The 22,198-nt window shown below is 59.8% G+C and carries 16 protein-coding genes and 4 tRNA genes; 9 read left to right on the top strand and 11 right to left on the bottom strand.

Annotation, left to right across the window (positions count from 1 at the left end; genetic code table 11):
- Nucleotides 1-36 precede the first annotated feature (36 nt).
- The 5 genes from AC3A56_RS00525 to AC3A56_RS00505 all read right to left on the bottom strand — a co-directional run bounded on the left by AC3A56_RS00525 (nt 37) and on the right by AC3A56_RS00505 (nt 3,826).
- Complete coding sequence (locus tag AC3A56_RS00525; protein WP_487768987.1) at nt 37-228, bottom strand: hypothetical protein; 192 nt, start codon at nt 226-228, stop codon at nt 37-39.
- Nucleotides 221-418 carry a hypothetical protein gene (locus AC3A56_RS00520; protein ID WP_487768986.1) on the bottom strand — a complete coding sequence of 66 codons (198 nt, stop codon included), beginning with the start codon at nt 416-418 and terminating at the stop codon, nt 221-223. The genes AC3A56_RS00525 and AC3A56_RS00520 overlap by 8 nt, the downstream gene beginning before the upstream one ends.
- 5 nt (nt 419-423) lie before the next feature.
- Nucleotides 424-1,443, bottom strand: coding sequence for a phage major capsid protein (locus tag AC3A56_RS00515; protein ID WP_487768985.1), 1,020 nt, complete (start codon nt 1,441-1,443; stop codon nt 424-426).
- 153 nt (nt 1,444-1,596) lie between these two features.
- Complete coding sequence (locus AC3A56_RS00510; RefSeq protein ID WP_487768984.1) at nt 1,597-3,288, bottom strand: hypothetical protein; 1,692 nt, start codon at nt 3,286-3,288, stop codon at nt 1,597-1,599.
- Between the two features lie 448 nt (nt 3,289-3,736).
- Nucleotides 3,737-3,826 (bottom strand) — tRNA-Ser (locus AC3A56_RS00505).
- 111 nt (nt 3,827-3,937) lie between these two features.
- Between AC3A56_RS00505 and AC3A56_RS00500 the strand changes: the two genes are divergently transcribed.
- Together AC3A56_RS00500 and AC3A56_RS00495 are read left to right on the top strand one after the other, a co-directional pair.
- Nucleotides 3,938-4,639, top strand: coding sequence for a PP2C family protein-serine/threonine phosphatase (locus tag AC3A56_RS00500; protein ID WP_487768983.1), 702 nt, complete (start codon nt 3,938-3,940; stop codon nt 4,637-4,639).
- A gap of 255 nt (nt 4,640-4,894) precedes the next feature.
- Nucleotides 4,895-9,550, top strand: a complete 4,656-nt coding sequence (locus AC3A56_RS00495) for an RHS repeat-associated core domain-containing protein (RefSeq protein WP_487768982.1) — start codon at nt 4,895-4,897, stop codon at nt 9,548-9,550.
- Between the two features lie 445 nt (nt 9,551-9,995).
- Here AC3A56_RS00495 and AC3A56_RS00490 read toward each other — a convergent pair whose 3' ends face one another.
- From AC3A56_RS00490 to ppsA, 3 genes are all read right to left on the bottom strand, one after another.
- Nucleotides 9,996-11,366 (bottom strand): outer membrane protein transport protein, encoded by a 1,371-nt coding sequence (locus tag AC3A56_RS00490; RefSeq protein WP_487768981.1) that lies wholly within the window; start codon nt 11,364-11,366, stop codon nt 9,996-9,998.
- 116 nt (nt 11,367-11,482) lie between these two features.
- The gene (locus tag AC3A56_RS00485; RefSeq protein WP_487768980.1) at nt 11,483-12,541 is read right to left on the bottom strand and encodes a TetR/AcrR family transcriptional regulator; all 1,059 of its coding nucleotides are present in this window, start codon (nt 12,539-12,541) and stop codon (nt 11,483-11,485) included.
- Nucleotides 12,542-12,580: 39 nt separating this feature from the next.
- The gene (ppsA, locus tag AC3A56_RS00480) at nt 12,581-14,953 is read right to left on the bottom strand and encodes a phosphoenolpyruvate synthase (protein ID WP_487768979.1); all 2,373 of its coding nucleotides are present in this window, start codon (nt 14,951-14,953) and stop codon (nt 12,581-12,583) included.
- Nucleotides 14,954-15,256: 303 nt separating this feature from the next.
- On the opposite strand from ppsA, the gene ppsR reads away from it, so the two are divergent.
- A complete protein-coding gene (ppsR, locus tag AC3A56_RS00475; RefSeq protein WP_007805301.1) occupies nt 15,257-16,072 on the top strand; it encodes a posphoenolpyruvate synthetase regulatory kinase/phosphorylase PpsR in 816 nt (271 codons plus the stop codon).
- Nucleotides 16,073-16,109: 37 nt separating this feature from the next.
- A complete protein-coding gene (locus tag AC3A56_RS00470) occupies nt 16,110-16,595 on the top strand; it encodes a DUF1249 domain-containing protein (protein ID WP_487768978.1) in 486 nt (161 codons plus the stop codon).
- A gap of 106 nt (nt 16,596-16,701) precedes the next feature.
- On the opposite strand, the gene AC3A56_RS00465 is transcribed toward AC3A56_RS00470, so the two are convergent.
- The 3 genes from AC3A56_RS00465 to AC3A56_RS00455 form a co-directional block, all read right to left on the bottom strand.
- Nucleotides 16,702-16,778 (bottom strand) — tRNA-Asp (locus AC3A56_RS00465).
- Nucleotides 16,779-16,814: 36 nt separating this feature from the next.
- A tRNA-Glu gene (locus tag AC3A56_RS00460) sits at nt 16,815-16,890 on the bottom strand.
- Between the two features lie 9 nt (nt 16,891-16,899).
- Nucleotides 16,900-16,975: transfer RNA gene (locus AC3A56_RS00455), tRNA-Ala, on the bottom strand.
- Between the two features lie 170 nt (nt 16,976-17,145).
- Here AC3A56_RS00455 and AC3A56_RS00450 point away from each other — a divergent pair.
- The 5 genes from AC3A56_RS00450 to AC3A56_RS00430 all read left to right on the top strand — a co-directional run bounded on the left by AC3A56_RS00450 (nt 17,146) and on the right by AC3A56_RS00430 (nt 22,188).
- Nucleotides 17,146-18,894, top strand: a complete 1,749-nt coding sequence (locus AC3A56_RS00450; protein ID WP_056765990.1) for a cation:proton antiporter — start codon at nt 17,146-17,148, stop codon at nt 18,892-18,894.
- A gap of 192 nt (nt 18,895-19,086) precedes the next feature.
- A complete protein-coding gene (locus AC3A56_RS00445) occupies nt 19,087-19,836 on the top strand; it encodes an FKBP-type peptidyl-prolyl cis-trans isomerase (protein ID WP_056718905.1) in 750 nt (249 codons plus the stop codon).
- A gap of 166 nt (nt 19,837-20,002) precedes the next feature.
- Nucleotides 20,003-21,346: a UDP-glucose dehydrogenase family protein gene (locus AC3A56_RS00440; protein ID WP_487769616.1), complete on the top strand. Its 1,344-nt coding sequence runs from the start codon at nt 20,003-20,005 to the stop codon at nt 21,344-21,346.
- Nucleotides 21,343-21,567 carry a SlyX family protein gene (locus AC3A56_RS00435; protein WP_487768977.1) on the top strand — a complete coding sequence of 75 codons (225 nt, stop codon included), beginning with the start codon at nt 21,343-21,345 and terminating at the stop codon, nt 21,565-21,567. The genes AC3A56_RS00440 and AC3A56_RS00435 overlap by 4 nt, the downstream gene beginning before the upstream one ends.
- Nucleotides 21,568-21,603: 36 nt before the next feature.
- Nucleotides 21,604-22,188 (top strand): DUF2058 domain-containing protein, encoded by a 585-nt coding sequence (locus AC3A56_RS00430; protein ID WP_056718907.1) that lies wholly within the window; start codon nt 21,604-21,606, stop codon nt 22,186-22,188.
- Nucleotides 22,189-22,198 lie beyond the last annotated feature (10 nt).

The raw sequence follows: 22,198 nt of genomic DNA, 5'->3' as shown, positions 1-22,198 counted from the left end.
CTCTGGCGCTCGGCATGTCGGCGGGTGGCTGATAGTTCATCCATCGCTATCGCCTCCCTTGCCACGCACCTGCTGCTCTAGGCGCTCAATGCGCTCCTGGTTCTGCGCCAGGCGCACACGGTACTTGCGCAGCTCCTTGTGCATGTCGTTGAGCAAGTCCACTACCTCGCCCATCGTGGCCGGCTGTGCACGCTGCGCAGGCGTGCGTTGTATGCGGTGGTCAGACATGGCCGCCTCCCTTGCTGACCTGTTGCTCAAGCTGCTTCATCCGCTGCTGAAGTTCCTTGTGCGATTTGACGATAGGTGCCAGCAAGTCATAGAAGCGGCCGACGGTTAGTGGACTGCTGCGCACTTGCTGGGGAAGGAGCTCTGCGATCTCTTCCCACGACTTGGTTGCGTTGGTCTTTTCCTTGGACATGGCGATCACCACTGCACGTCTTCGATCACGACCACACCCGAGGCCCGCGTCACGTCGAAGCCCAGCCAGCGGGTCACGAGCAGTGCAGCGGAATCCGTCTGGAAGAGCGACACCAGGTTCTGCGCACCGTTGGCCGGGTCGGTCGCCAGTTGCAACGTTGCCTGGTCGCTGGCGTCCAGCATCGGGTCTTCGGCACCGCCGGCAATGGCCGTGGCGTCCAGTAGCACCGCCTTGCGGCCGTTGCTGTCGGCGGCCGGCACCTGGTCACAGACAAGCACGGGCACGCCCGCCAGTTCGCCGCCATTGGGCGTCATGGACGGGAACGCCTGCTCGCCGGTCGTGGTGGCCTTCGTCGCCAGGCGATTGGCGGTGTGCACATCGATCACGAGGTACGGTTTTCCGGTTGCCGAGATGTTTACCGACTCAAGCGCCGCGCCAAGGTCGGCCAGGGGCGATGCCGAACCCGTTACCGACGACGCACCTGTGGCCACACGAGCCAGGAAAGCGGCGTTGGTGCCAGCCGCGACACCATTGCGCAGTTCCGTCGCCAGCAGCATGTTGCCGGCAGCCGTGGTGCCGTTAATCAGTTCCGATGTGAGGGCCACCAGCGCCTGCACCTTGAAGGGGTCAAGGTCTTGCCCATTGAATGCCAGGCTGCTGACGGGCGTGGGCGCACCTTCGCCAACGACATGGCCTGCCGCCACCACAGTGGAAATGGCTAGGCGCTTCCGCAGAGGCACACGGCGCAGCACGTTGTCAGCGAGAAGGCGATCCAGCACCGACACGGCAGGAAGGGTTTCAATAAAGCCTGCTGCGACCAGGGTATGGCCGACCAGGTTGCCCGCCCAGCCCGCATCCGCGACGCTGCCGGCTGACATGGCCGAGCGCAGCACGGTGGCCACGTGAAACCCGTTCGAGCTCTGGTCGGCGTACTGCGCAGCCAGGGACAGCCTGCCGCCCGCCTTGGCGAGGCACTTCGCCATCAGCACATAGTCGGCCACTTGGGCACTTTGGATCATCGACATAGGAAACACTCCTTGGCATGGCCACCGCACAATGCGATGGTGCAGCCCAAGGGTGTTGTCCCGGCCGGAATGGGCCTAGGTGGAAGCGTGATGGTTCGTGATGCCACCGCGTACACCGAGCGAATGTCGGTGCATGTGGTCATCCTCGCAATCTCAGGGATAGTCGATAGCTACGCCGGGCAGGCCAAACCGATTTCGAGCCTGTATGGGTGCACTACCTGGGGTTCCATCTGGATTTTTAATTGCCACTGATGCACCATCTCCACTTATACCGAGAAGACCGATAAATGTGTGGCAATTTGTACACTTGCAAATACAACTATTATCCCTAGTTGCATACTCAACATGAGTGCCGCAGTTGCATGTTATTCGAACAGTGGAGCACCTTGAAAACGATTTTTCGGCAACGAAGGCAATCAATGAGCATTTCTTTTTATCCTGGTCGCTTGCGCTGCGAGTACATACCGTTGGAACATTCAAAGTTTCTTCATCGCACCTGTCTAAGTCAGTTATCATAACAAAATTGACAGAATCGTCCGTATCCTGCGGCTTATGTTTAGTCGCAATTCTGTTTAACTTAGCTTGGCTGTCAGTATCGAGATTTTCAATCTTTGTTGCGTCGCCACCTAATACGTCGCCCAGCCCTATCTGCGACAATACATAATCAACTTCATCGGCAAGCTCAAGAAGCTTAAACCTTGATCCACAGTCATGGCAAAACCTATCCCATTCATGATGAGGTGGCCTCAGTTCAACATGGCCTCCACATATGCATTTAATCCTTAAGGTTGCTCCAGAGGTAATACTTCCTTTTCGGACTGGCTCAATAAGTTGGCGATAAAGTATTTTTCGAACGTCTTGTACTGTGGTTACTGAAGTGTCGAGCACTCTTTCCCAGTCAGCTGGGATTCCGCCAGCCAAGGTTTTGGTGATTGCCTGCTTGAGCACCGGTACTAGCAAATCCGCATAGGCCCCTGCACATTCAGAGAGGAGTCGCAGTTTTAGTTCGGCGAAATTTTCAGCCTTTGGCGTAAATGAGTCACCACTACCACCCATAATGAATTCAGGATTCTGGCCGCCGATGGCTAGTACGGTTACATATCCGGAGTGAACAAAATCCGAGCAGAAACCAAAAAGAAGATCGATATTTTGACGCTGATGATCTGGCAGATTTACTGATTGACTGGCAACTAGTAAGCGCTGAGGAAATTGCTCTCGCGAATTCTTAGTAAACGATGAGTTCTTTCGATCTCTATTGGATAGGGATGTGTAGGCATTCAACGCCGCCTGCATATCCGATGACGCGATGTTCGCATGAAGTGATGGCGGCGCGACGACGGCAAAGCTAAGTAATGATTGCAGAAACTTATAGTTTAGTTGAAGGCTGTCGAATGTCGTAAGTTGATAGGCCGCTTGGACAAGAATATCAAGAAATCCTCGTACTGCTCCACCTAATTTTATGAAGGTACTAAACGATGGGATGATGTCACGCACCCTGTCCATGTCGACAGCGGGAGCGGGGCGCGCCTCCTCGAGCAAAAAATCGGCCGTTTGATGGACATTTCGCATCAGAACTGGCGCAATTGTCCGGTAAAAATACTTTGGAGTACCTGCTACTTTGAATTCGCTTGCAAGTTCGGAATCACTATTGAGTTTTTCAGACCATTTACCAATGATACTGTCGACGGATTCAATCGCATTTTCGACTGCTTTGTGTAGATTGCGTGTTTGAACCCTTAGAGTAGGATAGTGAGCCAACGCCGCGGATGATCTCTTGGCAGTCAATACATTTGCGATTGCCTGAAGGACATCAGCCTCAGTAGGGAGCGGAGTCGGGGTTGACATTTTCTTGGCTCCTGATGCGATCTTTTGTGGTGTGAGATGAGCGATTAGGCGACACCTGGCAACAGCTGACTAGACACGCCGTGTTGGCGATTTCTGTTTGCCTGGCACGTGCTGTACCCGGCGAGCGCGCCGACAAGCGCGATGCCCACAAGAATCTTCATGTTGTCCCTGTCCCTGTCCCTGAAGTGCTGTTGCGCTCTCAGGTTAGATCGCAGGCGCTGCTGGTGCCAGTAGCACCGCAGCACACTACGCTTGCACCGCCTCGCGCAGGGCCTCCACAGCGCTCTGCGCGGGCCTTGCGGGCACAAGGGGTGTGCCAAGGTGCGGAAGGGCGCGCTGTACGCGAGGCCGCGCGAAATTCGTACACCAGTCGTACACAGCGAAAAATGGGCTGGTCGACAGGCAAGAAAAAAGGGCCACGCTTTTCGGCATAGCCCTTTGATTTCATTGGCGGAGAGGGTGGGATTCGAACCCACGGTACGCTTACACGTACGCCTGATTTCGAGTCAGGTACATTCGACCACTCTGCCACCTCTCCGGTGCGTTGCATGGTGGCTCATGCGAGCCGGGAATCATACGCGAGCGAACTTGCCGTGACAACAACCTTGTCTTCCGGCATGCTGCTACGGCTCGCCTCCATTGAATACCCATGATCGAATTCGGACACGGAACGCACGTCGGCCTGCGTCGTACGCGCAATGAAGACACTTATTACGCCGATGCTTCACTGGGCCTGTTCCTGGTGGCCGACGGCATGGGTGGTCACCAGCATGGTGAAGTGGCTTCGGCGCTGGTGCGCGATCAGGTCGTGCAGCAGGTCAGGGAGGGGAGCAGCCTGCTGGAGGCTGTGCGTGGCGCGGCCGGGAGCCTGCTCGGGTGCGCCCGTGACAGCTTCGACATCCTGCCCATGGGCACCACCATTGCCGCACTTCGGGTGGATGGCGACAGCCACGAAGTGGCCTGGGTCGGCGACAGCCGGATCTACCAGTGGAAGCAGGGCTTGCGGCAGGTCAGCCATGATCATTCCCTGGTTCAGGCGCTGGTCGAGGCGGGACAGCTGGACCCGGCGCAGGCGGCGGAACATCCGCAGCGCAACGTGCTCACCCAGGCGCTGGGTGTCACCGCCATGGAACAGCTGCACATCGGAATGGCGCGAGGCAAGCTTGAACCCGGCATGAGCTTCCTGCTGTGCAGCGACGGCCTGACCGAGGGCGTCAGCGACACCACCATCGCGCAGAAGATGGCCCGCGCCGACCTCTCGGCGCAGGAGTGCGTCGACCAGTTGCTGCTGTGCGCCCTGGACAGTGGCGGCGACGACAACGTCACGATCCTGATCGTGCGTTCGCGCTGAAGCGCGGGCCGGTTGCTGCATAAAAAAGGGGCCGCTTTCGCGGCCCTCACTATTTCAGCGAGTAAAAATTTGATCGGAACCTGTACGCGTTACACGTCACTAATGCCGAGAAGCCCCAGTATCCGGGGAGCTTTCAACAGTGGTGCGCAATCACGGTCTGCGTAATTTATTGCGATTTATTGCACGCTTGACACCCTCCCTCCGATTGGTCGATGCTCAACAATAAGCTGCGCCGTGTAGCGGTCGGGGACTAGCATGAAGCTATTAAATGCGTCGAGCGAGGCGGAACCTTTGGCGGCGCCTAAAATGCATCGTTCCGCACTTGCAGCACCAAGCTTTCGCTATAAAAATGACGATCGCAAACCCCAAGCTCAGATGGCGCTTCTATACCGTTCTCTGCAGTTAATTTCGAAAGGACTTGGAATGATGACCTGCGAACTGGCGACAAAAAAGTTTTCATTTACAGATACGCAAAAAGAAAAGCCAAGGAGGCTGTTTAGAGCGAAAACCGCTGCTTTATGCGCAGCTATTGTCGTCTCGGTCGGCGCCAGCAATTTCATTGCATTGCCCGCCAGAGCGGTAGCCGCAGCCAACGGATCCAGTAATAACTGCACCGCCGACAGCGACAGTTCCAGCGACTGCAGTGGTAGTGGCGGTGGTGGCAGTGGTACCCAAACGACCGACTATCCACCGGTGACTGTTACAGCTACTGCACCTGACGAAGTTACAGTTACCGCACCTGACGAACCCAACTGGAATTTCAACAATATCTTCGGCAGCGAAGAGTCGACAGGTCTTATTTCTCCTCCGGTGATAGGCCCTCAAGGGGGTGGCGGATTGCACACGCCAATGAGCGACAAGCCAACCGCCAAAAAGAAGCAAAATAGAAATCCCTGCCCGAACGCGGCGGGCGACCCCATTATGGTCAACGCAGGTAACAAGGCGATATCGGTTGTCGACTTTGCCGAGCCGGGCGAGATGGGACTCAGATTCGAGCGGTATTACAACTCGAAATTTGAAAGTATCAATGGCAACGTTAATAGCAGTATAGGTGCGTGGACCACCAACATTGATTTTACGTTATTCAATGTGAAATGCGTTTCAAACGCTGGTTCTTCCGGGCCCGCCAACCTATGTGCTCCGGTTAGGCTATACCGCCCGGATGGATCCTATCTCGATTTTAGCCTCGTACATCCCATCTATTCAAATCCTAGTGGAGCCCCATTTCAGATGGTTGGCCCTTTCACGCCCGTGGGGACGGCTACGCTTAATTATAATACCAATGGCACCTATACTCTTCATGACGAGGATGCCAAGGTTTTTACCTACAGTTCAAATGGTTTGCTGCTGTCAATAATGGATCCGTCGAATGTGGGATGGATAATTACCCATCCTGATTCGAACACTACTATTGTTACTCATACAAATGGGCAGTCGATAAAAATCTCGCTGATTAGTGGGACAAATACGCTTGGATCGTCTCGGCAGGTTAACGTTACGGATCCTTCCGGTAACGTGTACAAATTTAGCTCGACGTACTCCATCGGGTCGGCCATTCTAACTCAAACGAGTCATATTGGAACGATTGATTCGGTTACGATGCCAGGCCTTCCCGGCACCACAATCAGCTACAAATACCTGCCGGCAACATACTCCCCAATAATCACCGACTCGCTGCTTAATGAAGTTGATTACAATGGCGTACCGCATGATGTGACGACGTACGACAGTAGTGGCAACGCCAACATGACAAGTATGGCGGATGGAAGCCAAAAGATTTCCATAGTATATAGTTCAAATAGCACTGGTCGAGTTGCTACGTTGACCAATGCGCTGAACCATAGCCTTGTCTATCAGTACGACAACAGTGGCTTGCTCCTATCCATCAAGGGTAACGCGTCTGCAAACTGCGACGCTTCGTATGCGAGCAATACCTACGACGCCCAAGGAAATATGGCGTCGTCAACAGACAACAACGGCAATATTACGGTCTACTCTTATGATGCCAATGGTCTTTTGCTAAAGACCGTTGAGGCCTTCGGGACGGCGTCTGCGCGTACTACAGATTATGTATGGGATCCGACGCCTGGTACCAATCGCCTTCTGTCAATCAAGGTCGAGGGCTATGTTGAGAAGTCATACGCTTATAACGCGCAGAACCGGATGGCTTCGGTTAAAGTTACAGATTTGACTGGAATTGGAAATACGCCTCCTCAAGTCACCACGTATTCCTATGTGCTGAGTCCCAACCACATGGTGACATCTATGGTAGTCACCAACCCTTCACTCAGCAACGGCAACACGGTGACCAGTAATTATAACGCTCAAGGCTTCCTTACCACGACGACAAATGGCTTGGGGCAGTCGACAACTTACGGTGCTTTTACCGCGCTTGGACGCCCTGGAACCATCACCAATGCAAATGGTGACATCACTTATTACGTGTATGACACACTCGGTCGATTAGTCACCAAATCTCATGCGCATTCGGGTGTGACAAATACCGGCCACGTCAGCTACGACGCAATTTCCGGACGGCCTTCGTTGATTGTTAATTACGATAATGAGCAAACGAGGAACGTCTACGATGTCGACTTTAAATTAGTCTCGTCGACATGGACTGGCCCCAGTGGCGCCAGTATTAAAACGGTATACACATATGACGCTCTGGGCGATGTCACGAGCGCAACGCGTACATTAATAGGCAGCAACACACCTGCGATCAGCGAGTACCGCGATTACGACCAGCTTGGTCGCGAGATTGCCGTACGTGGAAACCATGGCCAGAAAGTCAAGACCACCTATGACTTGGATGGCAATATTTCCCTTAGAGTGGATGCGTTGAATAGAAGTACGTCGACTCAGTACGACAGTCTGAACCGTCCAGTGGCGGTTGCCGATGCAAATGGAGGGGTCACCAAGTACCAATATGATCTTGGTGGTCACGTTATTCGGGTCACTGATCCCCGTAACCTCGTCACGTCATATGCATATGACGGTTTCGGCCAACGTTGGACCGTAGCTAGTCCAGATACTGGCGCCACTCACTACGCATATGACGTCTACGGCCGGCTGTCTTCGATCACAAGAAACAGTGGAGCAATCGTCACGTACGCCTATGACGTTCTAAATCGCGTCATCTCTGAAAGTGCCGGTGGCCAGACTCATGCATTCACCTATGATTCGTGCGCCAACGGCGAGGGTCGCTTGTGCGGCTTTTCCGATGGTTCTACGAGCTACACTTTTACCTACGGAGTCGAGGGTTGGATGAGCGGCAGGAGTGCCACTAGTTGGTTGGGCACAAGCATCGACAGTTATGCCTACGACGGCATGGGGCGGCTGATCCAGCAGATTAATGGCCCTTACGTCACTACGTACACCTGGACCGACGACCAGGTAAGCAAAGTCAATTTCCAGTACGGCGGGCGTAGTGTCGACGTTGCTAGCAATATCACCTACGACGCCTCGCGACACCCGACTAGCTGGACGTATGGCAACGGGATGCAACGCACTCAGACCTATGATAGCGACGGACGCATCACGGGGCTTTCGTCGTTGGCTGGAGCGGCAGTTCAACAAAAACAGACGTACGCTTGGGACGATGTGAACCGGATCACCAGCATCACGAACAACGCCTACACTTCCGTGTCGCAGAATTTCGGTTATGACAAACTTGACCGAATGACTTCGCAGTCCGGTCCGGCGGCCTTGGCTCTGACCTACGACGCGAATGGCAACCGCACGCAGCAAAATGGGCTGACGAACGAATCAGTCGCCGTCAGCCCAGCCAGCAACCGCATCAACCAGCGTGGCGGACACGCGTACACGTACGATGCCGATGGTAATCGTGCCTCGGACGTCTACGGAAGCTCGGTACTCACTTACGGCTACGACGCTTTCAACCGATTGAATACTGCGTCCCGAAGTGCCGCGGTGAGCTATTGCGAGACCACACGCAATTGCCCTGTGTATCCGGCTGGTACAACGACCTATGTGGTGAACGCGATTGGCCAGCGGATACAGAAGAGCAACCCACAAGAAACCGCGCTCTATTCCTATGACCAAGATGGTCGGCTATCGGGGGAGCTGTCTTCGGTTAATGGCTACAACTACTACATTTATCTTAACGGTCAGCCGATCGCACTGATCCATAATCCGGTGTGGACGAGCAACGTTGATACGCTGTATTACCTGCACGATGATCAGTCGGGACGTCCGGAGATCATCACGGATGGCGCGGCGCAAAAGGTATGGCAGGCGCTGAACTACGGGTTTGACCGGTCGATTCTGCTGGGAGGTGTCTCCGGCGTGGACATCGGTTTCCCTGGACAGATTTACGATGCTGAAACCGGTAACTGGAACAATGGGTTCAGAGACTATGACTCGACTGATGGGCGTTATTTGGAGTCTGACCCGATTGGACTAGGAGGTGGAGTTAATACGTATGCCTATGTCGGGGGGAACCCGCTCACGTACATCGATCCACTTGGTCTCGAATGGCAAGCTTCTATTGGTGTTGGCGTAACCGGCGCGTTTCTCTTCGGTGGTACCGGTGGAAGTGTCAACGTAGGAATTACCTCAAACGGAGCTTTCTTCTTCCAAACGGAAGGACATGGGGAAGTTGGACTAGGCGCTTATCTAGGCGCGGGGGTTCAGGGCGGCGTAAGCCATACAAAATGTGATAGCACTCCGGGCTGGTCAGAGGGTACGACTGGTATTATTGAAGGAGATATGGGGTATGGGCCATCGATAGGAGGAAGTGGCACGTTTAACGGACATGATGCTGGTATATCGACCGGATTGGGGAAGCTTGGTTTGGGGGGCGGTATTTGGGGTGGCGTCGGAGCGAGTCATGCTTATACGTACACAACACCAACAATTTCACAAATGTGGAATTCACTCACCCATTAGTAATGAACCATCATGGCTCCAACTGCAAAATTAGCTGCCTCGATGCTGATCCTGGCTTTCAGTTCTTTCTTATTGGTCTTGCTCGCTCTACACATCAACTCCAGAATTCTATTTCTGATAGGTTCTGTTGGTTGCGTAGGAGGCGTTTTGATCGGAGTGATTGCAATATTCGTCACGATTGGAATTTATTTGAAGTCGCCTCCTAAGTAGCTGTCGCGTAACATGATTATGAGCGGTGGTGACCAAACGCGCGCTTACACGGGTGTTATCCTTTGTGGCGTTTATCCCACCGGTATGGACGGCTTGAATATGTGTCATGCTGCTGTTTGCTGGTATTCGCCAATAGCAATCGGACGTTCTCCCTCGATATGTTCCTGTAACGGCGAATCCAAAAAACTAGGGCCGCTCGCGCGGCCCTAGTTCTCAAATGCTCAATAAGTGGGCTTCAGAACTGGTACGTGCCCGTCAAACTGACCACATCGCCGTGGTCATCAAACCTGCCGTCCATCGTACCGGCACCCAGCAAATCGGGATTGGTCAGGTGGACTCGCGTCTTGCCGACGAACTGGTGCTGATACCCCAGGTCGAAAGCGAAGTTCTTGCTGGCTTGGTAGCCCACACCAAGGCCGAGCAGACGCCGGGCGCCGTCTGGAATGCGCGGGTCGCGGCTGATGATGTTGCTCGGGGTCTGGTCGTAACCGACGCCGGCGCGCAGCGTCCACTGGTCGTTGACCTTGTAGTCACCGCCGATCGCATACAGCCAGCTGTCCTTGTATGCCTGCGGCAGGTTGACGATCGATTCGCCGCCGGATTTGAGTTCCAGATTCTCGAAACTGGACCAGTTCGTCCACTTCGCTGTTGCCGCGATGCTGAAGCGGTCATTGACCACATGCAGCCAGTCGAGGCTGGCGAAGGCAGGGGTGTCAAGCTTGGCACTGGCGGAGCCGCCTGCGGGATCCAGCGTCGGGCCGCCAAACAACGGCGCAAGACCAAGCAGGCTGATGCCGGTCGCGCTGCCGTAAAGGTTATAGGTACCAGTCAGCGTCTGCTTAACCTTCGAGTGGTAGCTGAAGCCGATACTGTCCTGAGCGGTTGGCTTCCACTCCATGCCAGCAAAATAACCGAAGGCAAATTTCTTCTTCACGTTGACATTGAGCTGCACGTCCGCGCTTTGCGGCACAAATGGAAAGCCGGAGAGTTTGGACGCCGCACCTGCTGCGTCAATCATGGAATTGAGCTGCGCCTTGGTACGTTGGCCGAGCACGCCCACGCCGATCGAGAACTCGTCGTTGATCTTGAAGCCAGCCGAGAAGCTCACGGCAATCGACTGGAGACTGGTCTTGGTACCGAAATAACGGCCCTGCCATGTCGGGTTATATTCGCTGACGAGACCGTACGGGACGGTGATGCTGCCACCCAGGGTAACGTTATCGCTGACCGGCGCGGCAAAAGCCATGTTCGGAAATGGAATGAACTTGCCGAACCCATTCGGATTGTTTCCGGTGGTCGGATTGCCTTGCATGTCCTTGAACTCGCCTTCAAATTTGGCGCTGGGACGAATGCCGGTGCCGGTCACCTGAATCACCGGACCATTAAAGAACGCCATGGCGGCCGGATTGTTGTAGACCGCCGTCGGATCGTTCGCGAACAGCGAGCCGCCCGCATTGGCGCGCGCCCAGCCAGCGGCGTTGTCGGTGGGCAGCTGGAAGGAACCGGCCTGCGCGCCCAGCGGCATGGCGAGTGCACCGGCAACGGCCAGGGCGAGGCTGGCCTTGGTGCCGAGACGGGAGAGGTTTTGCAAGGTTTGACGGTCCACGTGGGTTCTCCTGTGACAAAAAGATCCGGGATGGGGTGCATCCGCGGCGATGATTTCTGATTTTGTGTTGTGACGATGGGGCAGCACGTATCGGAAGGTGGTGCGGTATCGCTTGGTCAGGACGCAGGCCTCCCGTCCTGAATCCAGAGAGTGGATGGCGGAATGCCCTGGCGCCGTGAATCCGTATCGGCGGCCGGTGGTGTCGTGCGGGTGGCTTCGGCTGTCACTTGGTCCTGTTGCAACACCTGCTCGATCAATTTGACTTGCTCCGTGTTTCCAGACGGGGCGGTGAGGATGGGGGACACCAGCGAGATCAGGCGCGCCAGCAATTCGGTGTCGTTGATGGCCTCGCCCTTGCTGATGCTGGCGATCAGTTGCTGCATGTCTTCCCCGGCCAGCATGCCGGACAGCGCCTTGAGGGCGAAATGCAGGCGCAGTCCGAGCTCGCCCCGGGGCAGCGAGGGCAGGGCGCGCGCGAACGCCTCGAAGAAACGTCCGGAAATCGATCGGTAATGCTGTTGCAGAAAATCCTGGATGAACGGCGAGGGGTCGCTGTAGACCCGACCCAGCAGGCGCATGAAGGCCGGCCCCGAGGCGCTGCCGTGGCTGAGCCGGAAAGCCGGCACGAACAGCATGGCCAGCACGGCGCGGGCGTCCAGCCCCTCCGGTCGCTGGCGTTCGCACGCACTCAGCAACTGCAGCCGCTCGCGGTTGAGTCGATCCAGTCGTTGCGACAACAGCTCCTGGACCAGCGCCTCCTTGCTGCCGAAGTGGTAGTTCACCGCGGCCAGGTTCGCGCCAGCCCTGGCGGTGATGTGGCGCAGCGACATCGCTTCGTAGCCGCCCTCGATGAACAGCCACTCGGTGGCCTCAAGCAGCCGCTTGCGGGTGTCACTGGGATTGGTTCGCTGCGTCGGACTCAAGAAGCTTGCCCCGTGATGGCCCAGCCAGGTAGCTGACACCTGCTTCAAATCAAGGATTGAAACACGTGTATGGAAGCTACCGGTGGGCCGCAGGGCGGGCAAGCTGCAGTGCACGATGCCAAAGAGACGGCTGCGGGAAGAGGGCGTTGGAGACGGCGATGCTTGCGGGCCATGCACTGGCTTGATCTGGCGTAGCAAATCGGGAGCGCCAGACAGCAAAAGGGCCGGATGAATCCGGCCCTTTTGCTGCACTGCATGGCAAATCACGTCAGCGGATGGCCGACATCGTCCTCAGTCTGCCTTCTTCTTGGCCAGGCGCAGCCAGGTGTCGACAACCGTGTCCGGATTCAGCGACAACGATTCGATGCCCTGTTCCATCAGCCATTCGGCCAGGTCCGGGTGGTCGGACGGGCCCTGACCGCAGATGCCGATGTACTTGCCCTTGGCCCGCGCGGTCCTGATCGCCATCGCCAGCAGCTTCTTCACCGCGGGGTCGCGCTCGTCGAACAGGCTGGCGACGATGGACGAATCGCGGTCCAGACCCAGGGTGAGCTGGGTGAGGTCGTTGGAGCCGATCGAGAAGCCGTCGAAGATGTCGAGGAACTCGTCGGCGAGCAGGGCGTTGGACGGCACTTCGCACATCATGATCACTTTCAGATCGTGCTCGCCCTGCTTGAGGCCGTTCTTCGCCAGCACGTCAATGACCTTGCGGCCTTCGCCGAGCGTGCGCACGAACGGGATCATCACCCACACGTTGGAAAGGCCCATCACTTCGCGCACGCGTTTGACCGCCTTGCACTCCAGCGCGAAAGCCTCGGAGAAGCTCGGGTCGACGTAGCGGCTGGCGCCACGGAAGCCGATCATCGGGTTCTCTTCGTGCGGCTCGTAGCGCGAGCCGCCGAGCAGGCCGGCGTATTCGTTCGACTTGAAGTCCGACAGGCGCACGATCACCGGCTTCGGATACACCGAGGCGGCGATGGTGGCGATGCCTTCGGCCAGGCGGTCGACGTAGAACTCGACCGGACCGGCATAGCCGGCGATGCGCTCGTCGATCTTCGCCTTCGTCTCGGCGTCCTGCTTGGCGTATTCCAGCAGCGCCTTCGGATGCACGCCGATGTGGCTGGCGATGATCATTTCCAGGCGAGCCAGGCCGATGCCGGCGTTCGGCAACTGGCCGAAGTCGAACGCGCGCTCGGGGTTGGCCACGTTCATCATGATCTTCAGCGGCGCCTCGGGCATGTCGCCCAGGTCGGCGGTGATCCGCTCGAACTTCAGGATGCCCTCGTAGATCGTGCCGGTGTCGCCCTCGGCGCAGGACACGGTGACGTCGGCGCCATCGGGGATCAACTCCAGCGCATTGCCGGTGCCGACCACGGCGGGCACGCCCAGCTCGCGGGCGATGATCGCCGCGTGGCAGGTGCGGCCGCCGCGGTTGGTCACGATGGCCGAGGCGCGCTTCATCACCGGCTCCCAGTCGGGATCGGTCATGTCGGCGATCAGCACGTCACCGGCCTGCACCTTGTTCATGTCGGACAGCGAACGGATCACCCGCGCCTTGCCCGCGCCGATCTTCTGGCCGATCGAGCGGCCTTCGGCCAGCACCTTGCCCTTCTCGCTGAGATGGAAGCGCTCAAGCTGGGTGGCGTGCGAACGGGACTTCACCGTCTCCGGGCGGGCCTGCACGATGTAGATCTTGCCGGTATGGCCGTCCTTCGCCCACTCGATGTCCATCGGCCGGTCGTAATGCTTCTCGATGATCAGCGACTGGCGGGCCAGCTCCTGCACGTCCTCGTCGCTGATGCAGAACTTGTTGCGCAGGTCGGTCGGCGTGTCTTCGGTCTTGACCCGTTCGCCCGGGGCGCTGGAATAGACCATGCGCAATTGCTTGGCGCCGAGATTGCGACGCAGCACCGCCGGCTTGCCGTCGCGCAGCGTGGGCTTGAACACGTAGAACTCGTCGGGATTGACCGCGCCCTGCACGACCATCTCGCCGAGGCCGTACGAGCCGGTGACGAACACCACGTCGCGGAAACCGGACTCGGTATCCAGCGTGAACAGCACGCCGGAGGCACCCACGTCCGAGCGCACCATCAGCTGCACACCGGCAGAGAGGAACACGTCCTCGTGCTTGAAGCCCTGGTGCACGCGGTAGGCGATCGCGCGGTCGTTGTACAGCGAGGCGAAGACTTCCTTCACCTTGTGCAGCACGTCGTCGATGCCGACCACGTTGAGGAAGGTTTCCTGCTGGCCGGCGAACGAGGCGTCGGGCAGGTCCTCGGCGGTGGCGGACGAACGCACGGCAACGGCGATGTCGTCGGCGCCGGCATCCTTGCACAGCTTGATGTAGGCCGCGCGGATCGCCTGCTCGAGTTCGGCGGGCAGGGCGGTGTCGACGATCCAGCCGCGAATTTCCTTGCCCGCCGCGACCAGGGTGTCGACGTCGTCGACGTCGAGCGACGCGAGCCGCTCCTGGATGCGTTTGGCCAGGCCGCTCTTTTCCAGGTACTGCTGGAACGCGTCGGCCGTGGTGGCGAAACCACCCGGCACGGAGACACCCAGTTTGGCCAGGTTGCCGATCATCTCGCCCAGCGAGGCGTTCTTGCCGCCAACCTTGCCCAGGTCAGTCATGCGCAGTTGGTCGAGCCAAAGCACCAGATCGTTCAAGGGTGTCTCCTTCTGAGGAAGCGTTGCAAAGAGTGGAATGGACGCGACATGCAGGCCCGAAGCGGGTTGCAAAGAACTGGTATTGTCCGCTGCGGATGGTGCGCAGCACAAGAAGACCATTGCGCGCAGATGCCATTCCAACCCGATACCAGTCAGCTGGCGGTAGATTTTGGCGGCCGGGTCGGCGACTGCGATCGGGCCGATGCCGTGCCGATTCGCCGGGTTGCCGACGCCTCAGAATGCACGCCACAACCTGCTAAGGTGCGGCCAGACGCCATCCGCCATCTGCCATCAGGGCCACGCATGCATCGAACCGTATTCTTCATTTCGGACTCCACCGGGATTACCGCGGAGACCATCGGCAACAGCATCCTGGCGCAGTTCGAAGGCGTGCAGTTCGACAAGCACCGCTTGCCCTTCACCGACAACGCGCACAAGGCGGAGGCTGCCGCGCTGCGCATCAAGACCAATTATGCGCAGACCGGCCAGCGCCCGATCGTGGTCAACACCATGGCCGAACGCGCCCTGTGCGAGATCGTCGCCGCCAGCGGTGCGCTGATGCTGGACGTGTTTGCACCGTTCATCGGTCCGCTCGAGGAAGAGCTGTCCACCAAGCGTTCGGGCGCGGTCAACCGGTCGCATGGCATGGTCGATTTCGACAAGTACGAGGCGCGCATCAACGCGACCAACTACGCGCTGTCGCACGACGACGGCATCGACGTGAACTATGCCGAGGCGGACCTGATCCTGGTCGGCGTGTCGCGCTCGGGCAAGACGCCGACCTGTCTCTACATGGCCTTGCATTACGGGGTCAGCGCCGCCAACTATCCGCTGACCGACGACGACCTCGAGAAGCTCGAATTGCCGGCGCGTCTGCGTCCGTACAAGGATCGGCTGTATGGCCTCACCATCGATCCGGTGCGCCTGGCGCAGATCCGCGAACAGCGCCGAGCCGGCAGCCGCTACGCCACCTTGCAGCAATGCCGCTGGGAGCTGGAGCAGGCCGATCGCCTGATGCGCCAGGCCGGCATTCCCAGCCTCAACACCACCCATGTGTCGATCGAGGAAATCGCCAGCAAGATCTTCGATCGATTCGGCATCGAGCGAACCATGTTCTGAAAACCCTGGCCCGCCCACTGGAGTTCGTACATCCCCGATGAGTGCCGTACTGGACAACCGCCGCAGCCTGCTACCGGGACGATTCGAGTTCCTGATGGGGCTGTACGCCGAGAATTACCATCGCCTGACGCGACTGTTCCAGCCACAGCAGCTGGCGCCGGGGCGTTACGTGTCGAACGTGGACGACGGTCTCGACGTGCATCTGTCCGTGCAGGAGCGTCATCCGTACACGCTGGAACTGGAACTCACCTACGATTTCGTCGACATCGATACCGGCAGGCGTGCGCCGTCGGCACAGTTGCGCATGTATACCGACGCGCATGTGGCCGAGGCGCTGCATTGCCATCCCGGGCGGCACCTGTGGCAGGTGCTGGGTCCGTTTCCGCCGGCGCATTCGGTGTTTCAGCACCGCTTGCGGATGAACGGATTCCTGTCGCGCTGGCTGGAATACCTCGTCGAGCAAGGCCATTCCGTCGGCACCCTGGAGCCGCAGCGGGAGTCGAGCGAGGGCAGTCGGAAATAGAGGCTCTATAACGTGTGCCGCTTCCTGGTTCCTGCACACACGGAGCAGTGCGCAAAATCACCACGCAGCAAAAAGCCCGCGCAAGGCGGGCTTCTTGTTTGAATAGTGGCGGAGTGGACGGGACTCGAACCCGCGACCTCCGGCGTGACAGGCCAGCATTCTAACCAACTGAACTACCACTCCGCATTGTGTTGCTTCTTCCAGCTGTGCGAGCCAACTTGGCGTCCCCACGGGGATTCGAACCCCGGTGTCCACCGTGAAAGGGTGGTGTCCTAGGCCTCTAGACGATGGGGACAATTCAAGTTGGTGGAGCCAGGCGGGATCGAACCGCCGACCTCCTGCATGCCATGCAGGCGCTCTCCCAGCTGAGCTATGGCCCCGCCGCTGGAAGCCGAGAAGAATAGGTGCGCTCCGGAATTCCGTCAAGCTTTTTTTCACACTTTCGATCACGAAGTGCCGGCGTGTCGACGACGCACTCGTGCGCGCAGGCGAGTGCCGCCTTTCCTTCGTTTAAGCTGGAGCGATCCCTCGGGTTCCAGAGAGTTGATGAATGCACGAAATCGGCTTCATTCGTGATCTTGCCATCGTGATGATCGTGGCGGGCGCCACTACGATCGTGTTCCAGCGGATGCGGCAACCGGTGCTGCTGGGCTACATCCTGGCTGGCGTGCTGATCGGGCCGCATACGCCGGGCGTGCTGGTGGGCGATGCGCGCGCCATCGACGACATTTCCAATCTCGGCGTGGTCCTGCTGATGTTCACCCTGGGCCTGGAATTCAGCGTGCGCAAGTTGCGCGAGGTCGGCATCGGCGTGCTGGCCGTGGCGGTCGCGGAAGTGGGGCTGATGTTGTGGATCGGCTATGGCATCGGCGGTCTGTTCGGCTGGTCCGGCACGGACGCGCTGTTTCTCGGCGCGATCATTTCGTTGTCCTCGACGATGGTGGCCACGCGCACGCTGGCCGAGTCGGGGCAGCGCCAGCAGAAGTTCGCGCAACTGGTGACGGGCCTGCTGGTGGCCGAGGACATGCTGACCATCGTGATGCTGACCCTGCTCACGGCGGTGGCGATCGGTGGCTCGGTGCAGGCCGACACGGCGCTGGCCCTGGTGGGCCACCTGGGCCTGTTCGTGATCGTGGGGATGATCCTGGGCCTGCTGCTGCTGCCTCGCCTGGTGGATTACGTGGCGAGCTTCGATCGCGACGAGACCTTGCTGGTCAGCGTGCTGGGCATCTGCTTCGGCGCCAGCCTGTTCGCGGTGTGGATGGGTTTCAGTGTCGCGCTGGGTGCCTTCCTGGCCGGCGCGGTGGTGGCCGAGTCGCGCAGCGTGGGGCGGGTGCTGCATCTGGTGGAGCCGTTGCGCGACATGTTCGCGGCGCTGTTCTTCGTGGCGATCGGCCTGAAGATCGATCCCTCGATGCTGCTGCAGTACGCCTTGCCGGCCCTGCTCATCGCGGCCGTGGTGATCGTCGGCAAGACCCTGGCCTGCAGCCTGGGCATCTTCATCGTGGGCCATGATCCGCGCACGGCGCTGCGCTCGGGCCTGGGCATGGCGCAGATCGGCGAATTCTCGTTCGTCATCGCCACGCTCGGCCTGTCGCTGGGCGTGGTCAGCGATTTCATCTATCCGATCGCGGTGGCCGTGTCGGTGCTGTGCATGGCAGCGTCGCCGTACCTGAACCGGTCCGCCGAGAGCCTGGCCAATGGCTTGCGGCGGGTGACGCCGCGCTCGCTGATCCTGCTGGCCAGCAGCTACAACGGCTGGCTGGAGAACCTCAAGCCGGTCAACGAGAATGCGGCCATCGCGGCCATCTTCCGGCGCCTGCTCTGGCACATCGGCATCAACGTATTGCTGGTGGTGGCGCTGTTCATCGTCGGCGCCTACGTCAATGCGCACAACTGGAGCTGGTTCTCGATGCTCGGCATCGATCGGGAACTGCGCCACACCCTGATATGGGCCTGTGCATTGTTCCTGTCGCTGCCCATGCTGATCGCCGTGTATCGCAAGGCGGAGGCGCTGGGCATGGTGCTGGCGGAAATCGGCATCCGCGAGCGGTTTGCGGGTTCGTACACGCAGGCGATCCGCAACGTGCTGGCGCGGGTCATTCCGCTGGTCACGCTGCTGGCGCTGGCGCTGCTGGTCAGCGGGCTCAGTTCGGCGATCCTGCCGCCGCGCGGGATCGCCTTGTCGCTGGTGGTGCTGGTGGTGGTGGTGGCGGTGGTGCTGTGGCGAGGTCTGGTGAGAATGCATGCGCGGCTGCAGGCCGCCCTGAAGGAAACCCTCGAAAAGCCCGGCCCGTGAGGGCGTGGCAGCTTCCCGCCGGGCCTGGCGAGGGTCCCCGAGCGGGGCGCCGGAATGAACCTTTATCGCGAATGACGGTCTGATCGCCCGATCGTTGCCAAGATCTGACAAGCACCGCACAATGCGAGGCCTGCCTCCATCGGGGGGGCCCGGCCGGCAGTGTCGGCACATCCATACATGAGGGAGTTACGAATGAAGCACTTTCTGCGTCCCACGCTGACGGCGGCCGCGATGGCCGTTGCGCTGGGCATGACGGCCTCCGTTGCCGCCCAGACGACTGGCGCTGCCGGCACCGTCGACAAGGCCAAGGCCAGCTACGTTGTGGGTTGGGAAATTGCTTCCCAGGTTCCGCCGATCATGCGCGACGAACTGGATCCGACCGCCGTGGCCAACGCGGTGAAGGCGGCGCTGTCCGGCCAGAAGCCGACCATGAGCGATACCGAGGCCAAGCAGGTGCACGACGCCTTCATGGCCAAGATCCAGGCCAAGTACCAGGCCGAGATGACCAAGCTGGCGGCCAAGAACAAGGCCGAAGGCGACGCCTTCCTGGCCAAGAACAAGAGCGCGCCGGGCGTGAAGACGACCGCGTCGGGCCTGCAGTACCAGGTGATCAGCCAGGGCACGGGCGCCCGCCCGGGTCCGAACGACACGGTCGAGATCAACTACACCGGTACCTTCATCAATGGCCAGGTGTTCGATGCCTCGGCCAAGCACAACCCGCCGGGCGCCGCCAAGATTCCGCTGGCTGGCGTGATCCCGGGCTTCCGCGAGGGCCTGCAGCTGATGCAGACCGGTGGTCATTACAAGCTGTTCATCCCGTCCTCGCTGGCTTACGGCGCCGAGCCGCAGCCGCCGATGCCGCCGAACGCCACGCTGATCTTCGACGTGACCCTGGTCAAGACGGGTCCGACGCCGGCAGGCGCCGCTCCGGGCGGCAAGTAAGCATCACGAAGCAGTTGCCGGAGGCGACTCCGGCGCAAGTTTCACGAAGGGGCGCGAAGCGATTCGCGCCCCTTCGCGTTTGCGGGAATCGCGGTGACCGGATCGAAGCGGTCGCGGCGGCGGTTAGAATGGACGTCCAACTTTTGCGGGAATCGTCACCACGATGATGAATGTCACTATCTTCGGTACCGGCTATGTCGGCCTGGTCACCGGTGCCTGCCTGGCGGAAATGGGCAACAAGGTGGTTTGCGTGGATATCGATGCGGGCAAGGTCGAGCGCCTGAAGCACGGCGAGATCCCGATCTTCGAACCCGGACTCGAGGCGATCGTGCGCCGCAACCATGCCGGCGGCCGGCTCGATTTCACCACCGACGCGGCGCCGGCGATCGCGCATGCCGAATTGATCTTCATCGCCGTGGGCACGCCGCCGGACGAGGATGGCAGCGCCGACCTGCAATACGTGCAGGCCGTGGCCCGCACCATTGGCCGCCACCTGGATCACTACGCCGTGGTGGTGAACAAGTCGACCGTGCCGGTCGGCACCGCCGATCGGGTGCGCGAGGCGGTGGCTGGTGAATTGAAGGCGCGCAACGCGACGGTGGAATTCGACGTGGTCTCCAACCCGGAGTTCCTCAAGGAAGGCGCCGCGGTGGAAGACTGCCTGCGCCCGGACCGCATCGTGGTGGGCACGTCCAGTGCACGGGCGGTGGCGGTGTTGCGCAAGCTGTACGCGCCGTTCAATCGCAACCACGATCGCATGGTGGTGATGGACGAGCGTTCGGCCGAGCTGACCAAGTACGCCGCCAACGCGATGCTGGCCACCAAGATCAGTTTCATGAACGAGATCGCGAACATCGCCGAGCGGGTGGGCGCCGACGTGGAACTGGTGCGCCAGGGCATCGGCTCGGACCCGCGCATCGGTTACAGCTTCATCTACCCGGGCGCCGGCTACGGCGGTTCGTGTTTTCCCAAGGACGTGCAGGCGCTGGAGCGCACCGCCCATGCGTACGGCTATGACGCCCGGCTGCTGGGCGCGGTCGAGGCGGTCAACCGGCAGCAGAAGGGCAAGCTGTTCGAGCTGATCTCGCGCCACTTCGATGGCCAGCTGGCGGGCCGCACGATCGCGCTGTGGGGGCTGGCGTTCAAGCCCAACACCGACGACATGCGCGAGGCTTCCAGCCGGCGGCTGATGGAGCTGCTGTGGGAAGCGGGTGCCAGCGTACGTGCGTTCGACCCGGAAGCGCGCGCGGAAACGCAGCGCCTGTATGGCGATCGCGCGGACCTGATGTTGTGCGGCGACGCCATGGAAGCCGTGCAGGGTGCCGACGTGCTGGCCGTGGTCACCGAGTGGAAGGCATTCCGCAGCCCGGACTTCGCCGCCGTCCGCGGGGCGCTGGCCGAACCGGCGATCTTCGACGGCCGCAATCTGTACGATCCGGCGGTGGTGGAAGAGGCCGGTCTGGCCTACTACGGCATCGGGCGCGGGCGCAGCCTGCAGTCATCGCCATGAACGACCAGCGCACGATGTTCGAGCAGCGGCTGGACGAGATGGAGGTCAAGCTGACCTTCATCGACGAAGCCGTCCAGGCATTGACCACGGCGGACGCCGACCAGTCGCAGCGGATCGCTGCGCTGGAGCGCGCGTTGCGCGATCTGCGCGGCGAAATGGCATCGATGCGGGTCGCCCAGGGCAGCGACGCGCACGACGAACCACCGCCGCCGCATTACTGACCGAAAACTTGTATCCAACGATCACGGAATAACCGCATGGCCGATTCCCTGCGCGATCAGCTGCTCAAGAGCGGCATCGTCAAACAGGTTCAACCCGAACGTCCCCGCGAGCCGAAGCGGGCGTCGTCGCCCGGCAAGCCGGCGCGCCACGGCGGCAAGCCCGGTGGCAAGCCTGGCGCCAAGCCGCAGCCGCCTGCGGCCGGCCGCAGCCAGCAGGACATCGACCTGGCCAGGGCTTATGCGTTGCGCGCGCAAACCGAGACGCGGGAGCGCAAGCAGATCGAGCAGGAGGCGGCCGAACAGGCCCGGCTGCGCCGCGAGCGCAAGCAGAAGATCCAGCAGTTGCTGGATGGCAAGGCGCTGAACAAGGCCGATGCCGACCAGCCGCGCAATTTCGAGTACGGCGGCAAGATCCGCCGGGTGCATGTGGATGCCCCGCAGCTTGCCGCGCTGAATGCCGGCGAGCTGGGCGTGGTCCAGCACGGTGGTCGTTATCTGCTGGTGGCGCGCGAGATTGCCGAGCAGGTCCGCGCCATCGACGCGCACCAGCTGGCCTTGCTGGTCGACCCGGCGGCGTCCGGCATCGGTGACGATGGCGTACCGGACGACCTGATGTGGTGATGGCGGCATG

This window comes from Rhodanobacter sp. Soil_C_14 (genome assembly GCF_057657335.1).
The sequence above is the reverse complement of the archived record's forward strand: the minus strand, read 5'-3'. Positions and strand labels throughout refer to the sequence as shown.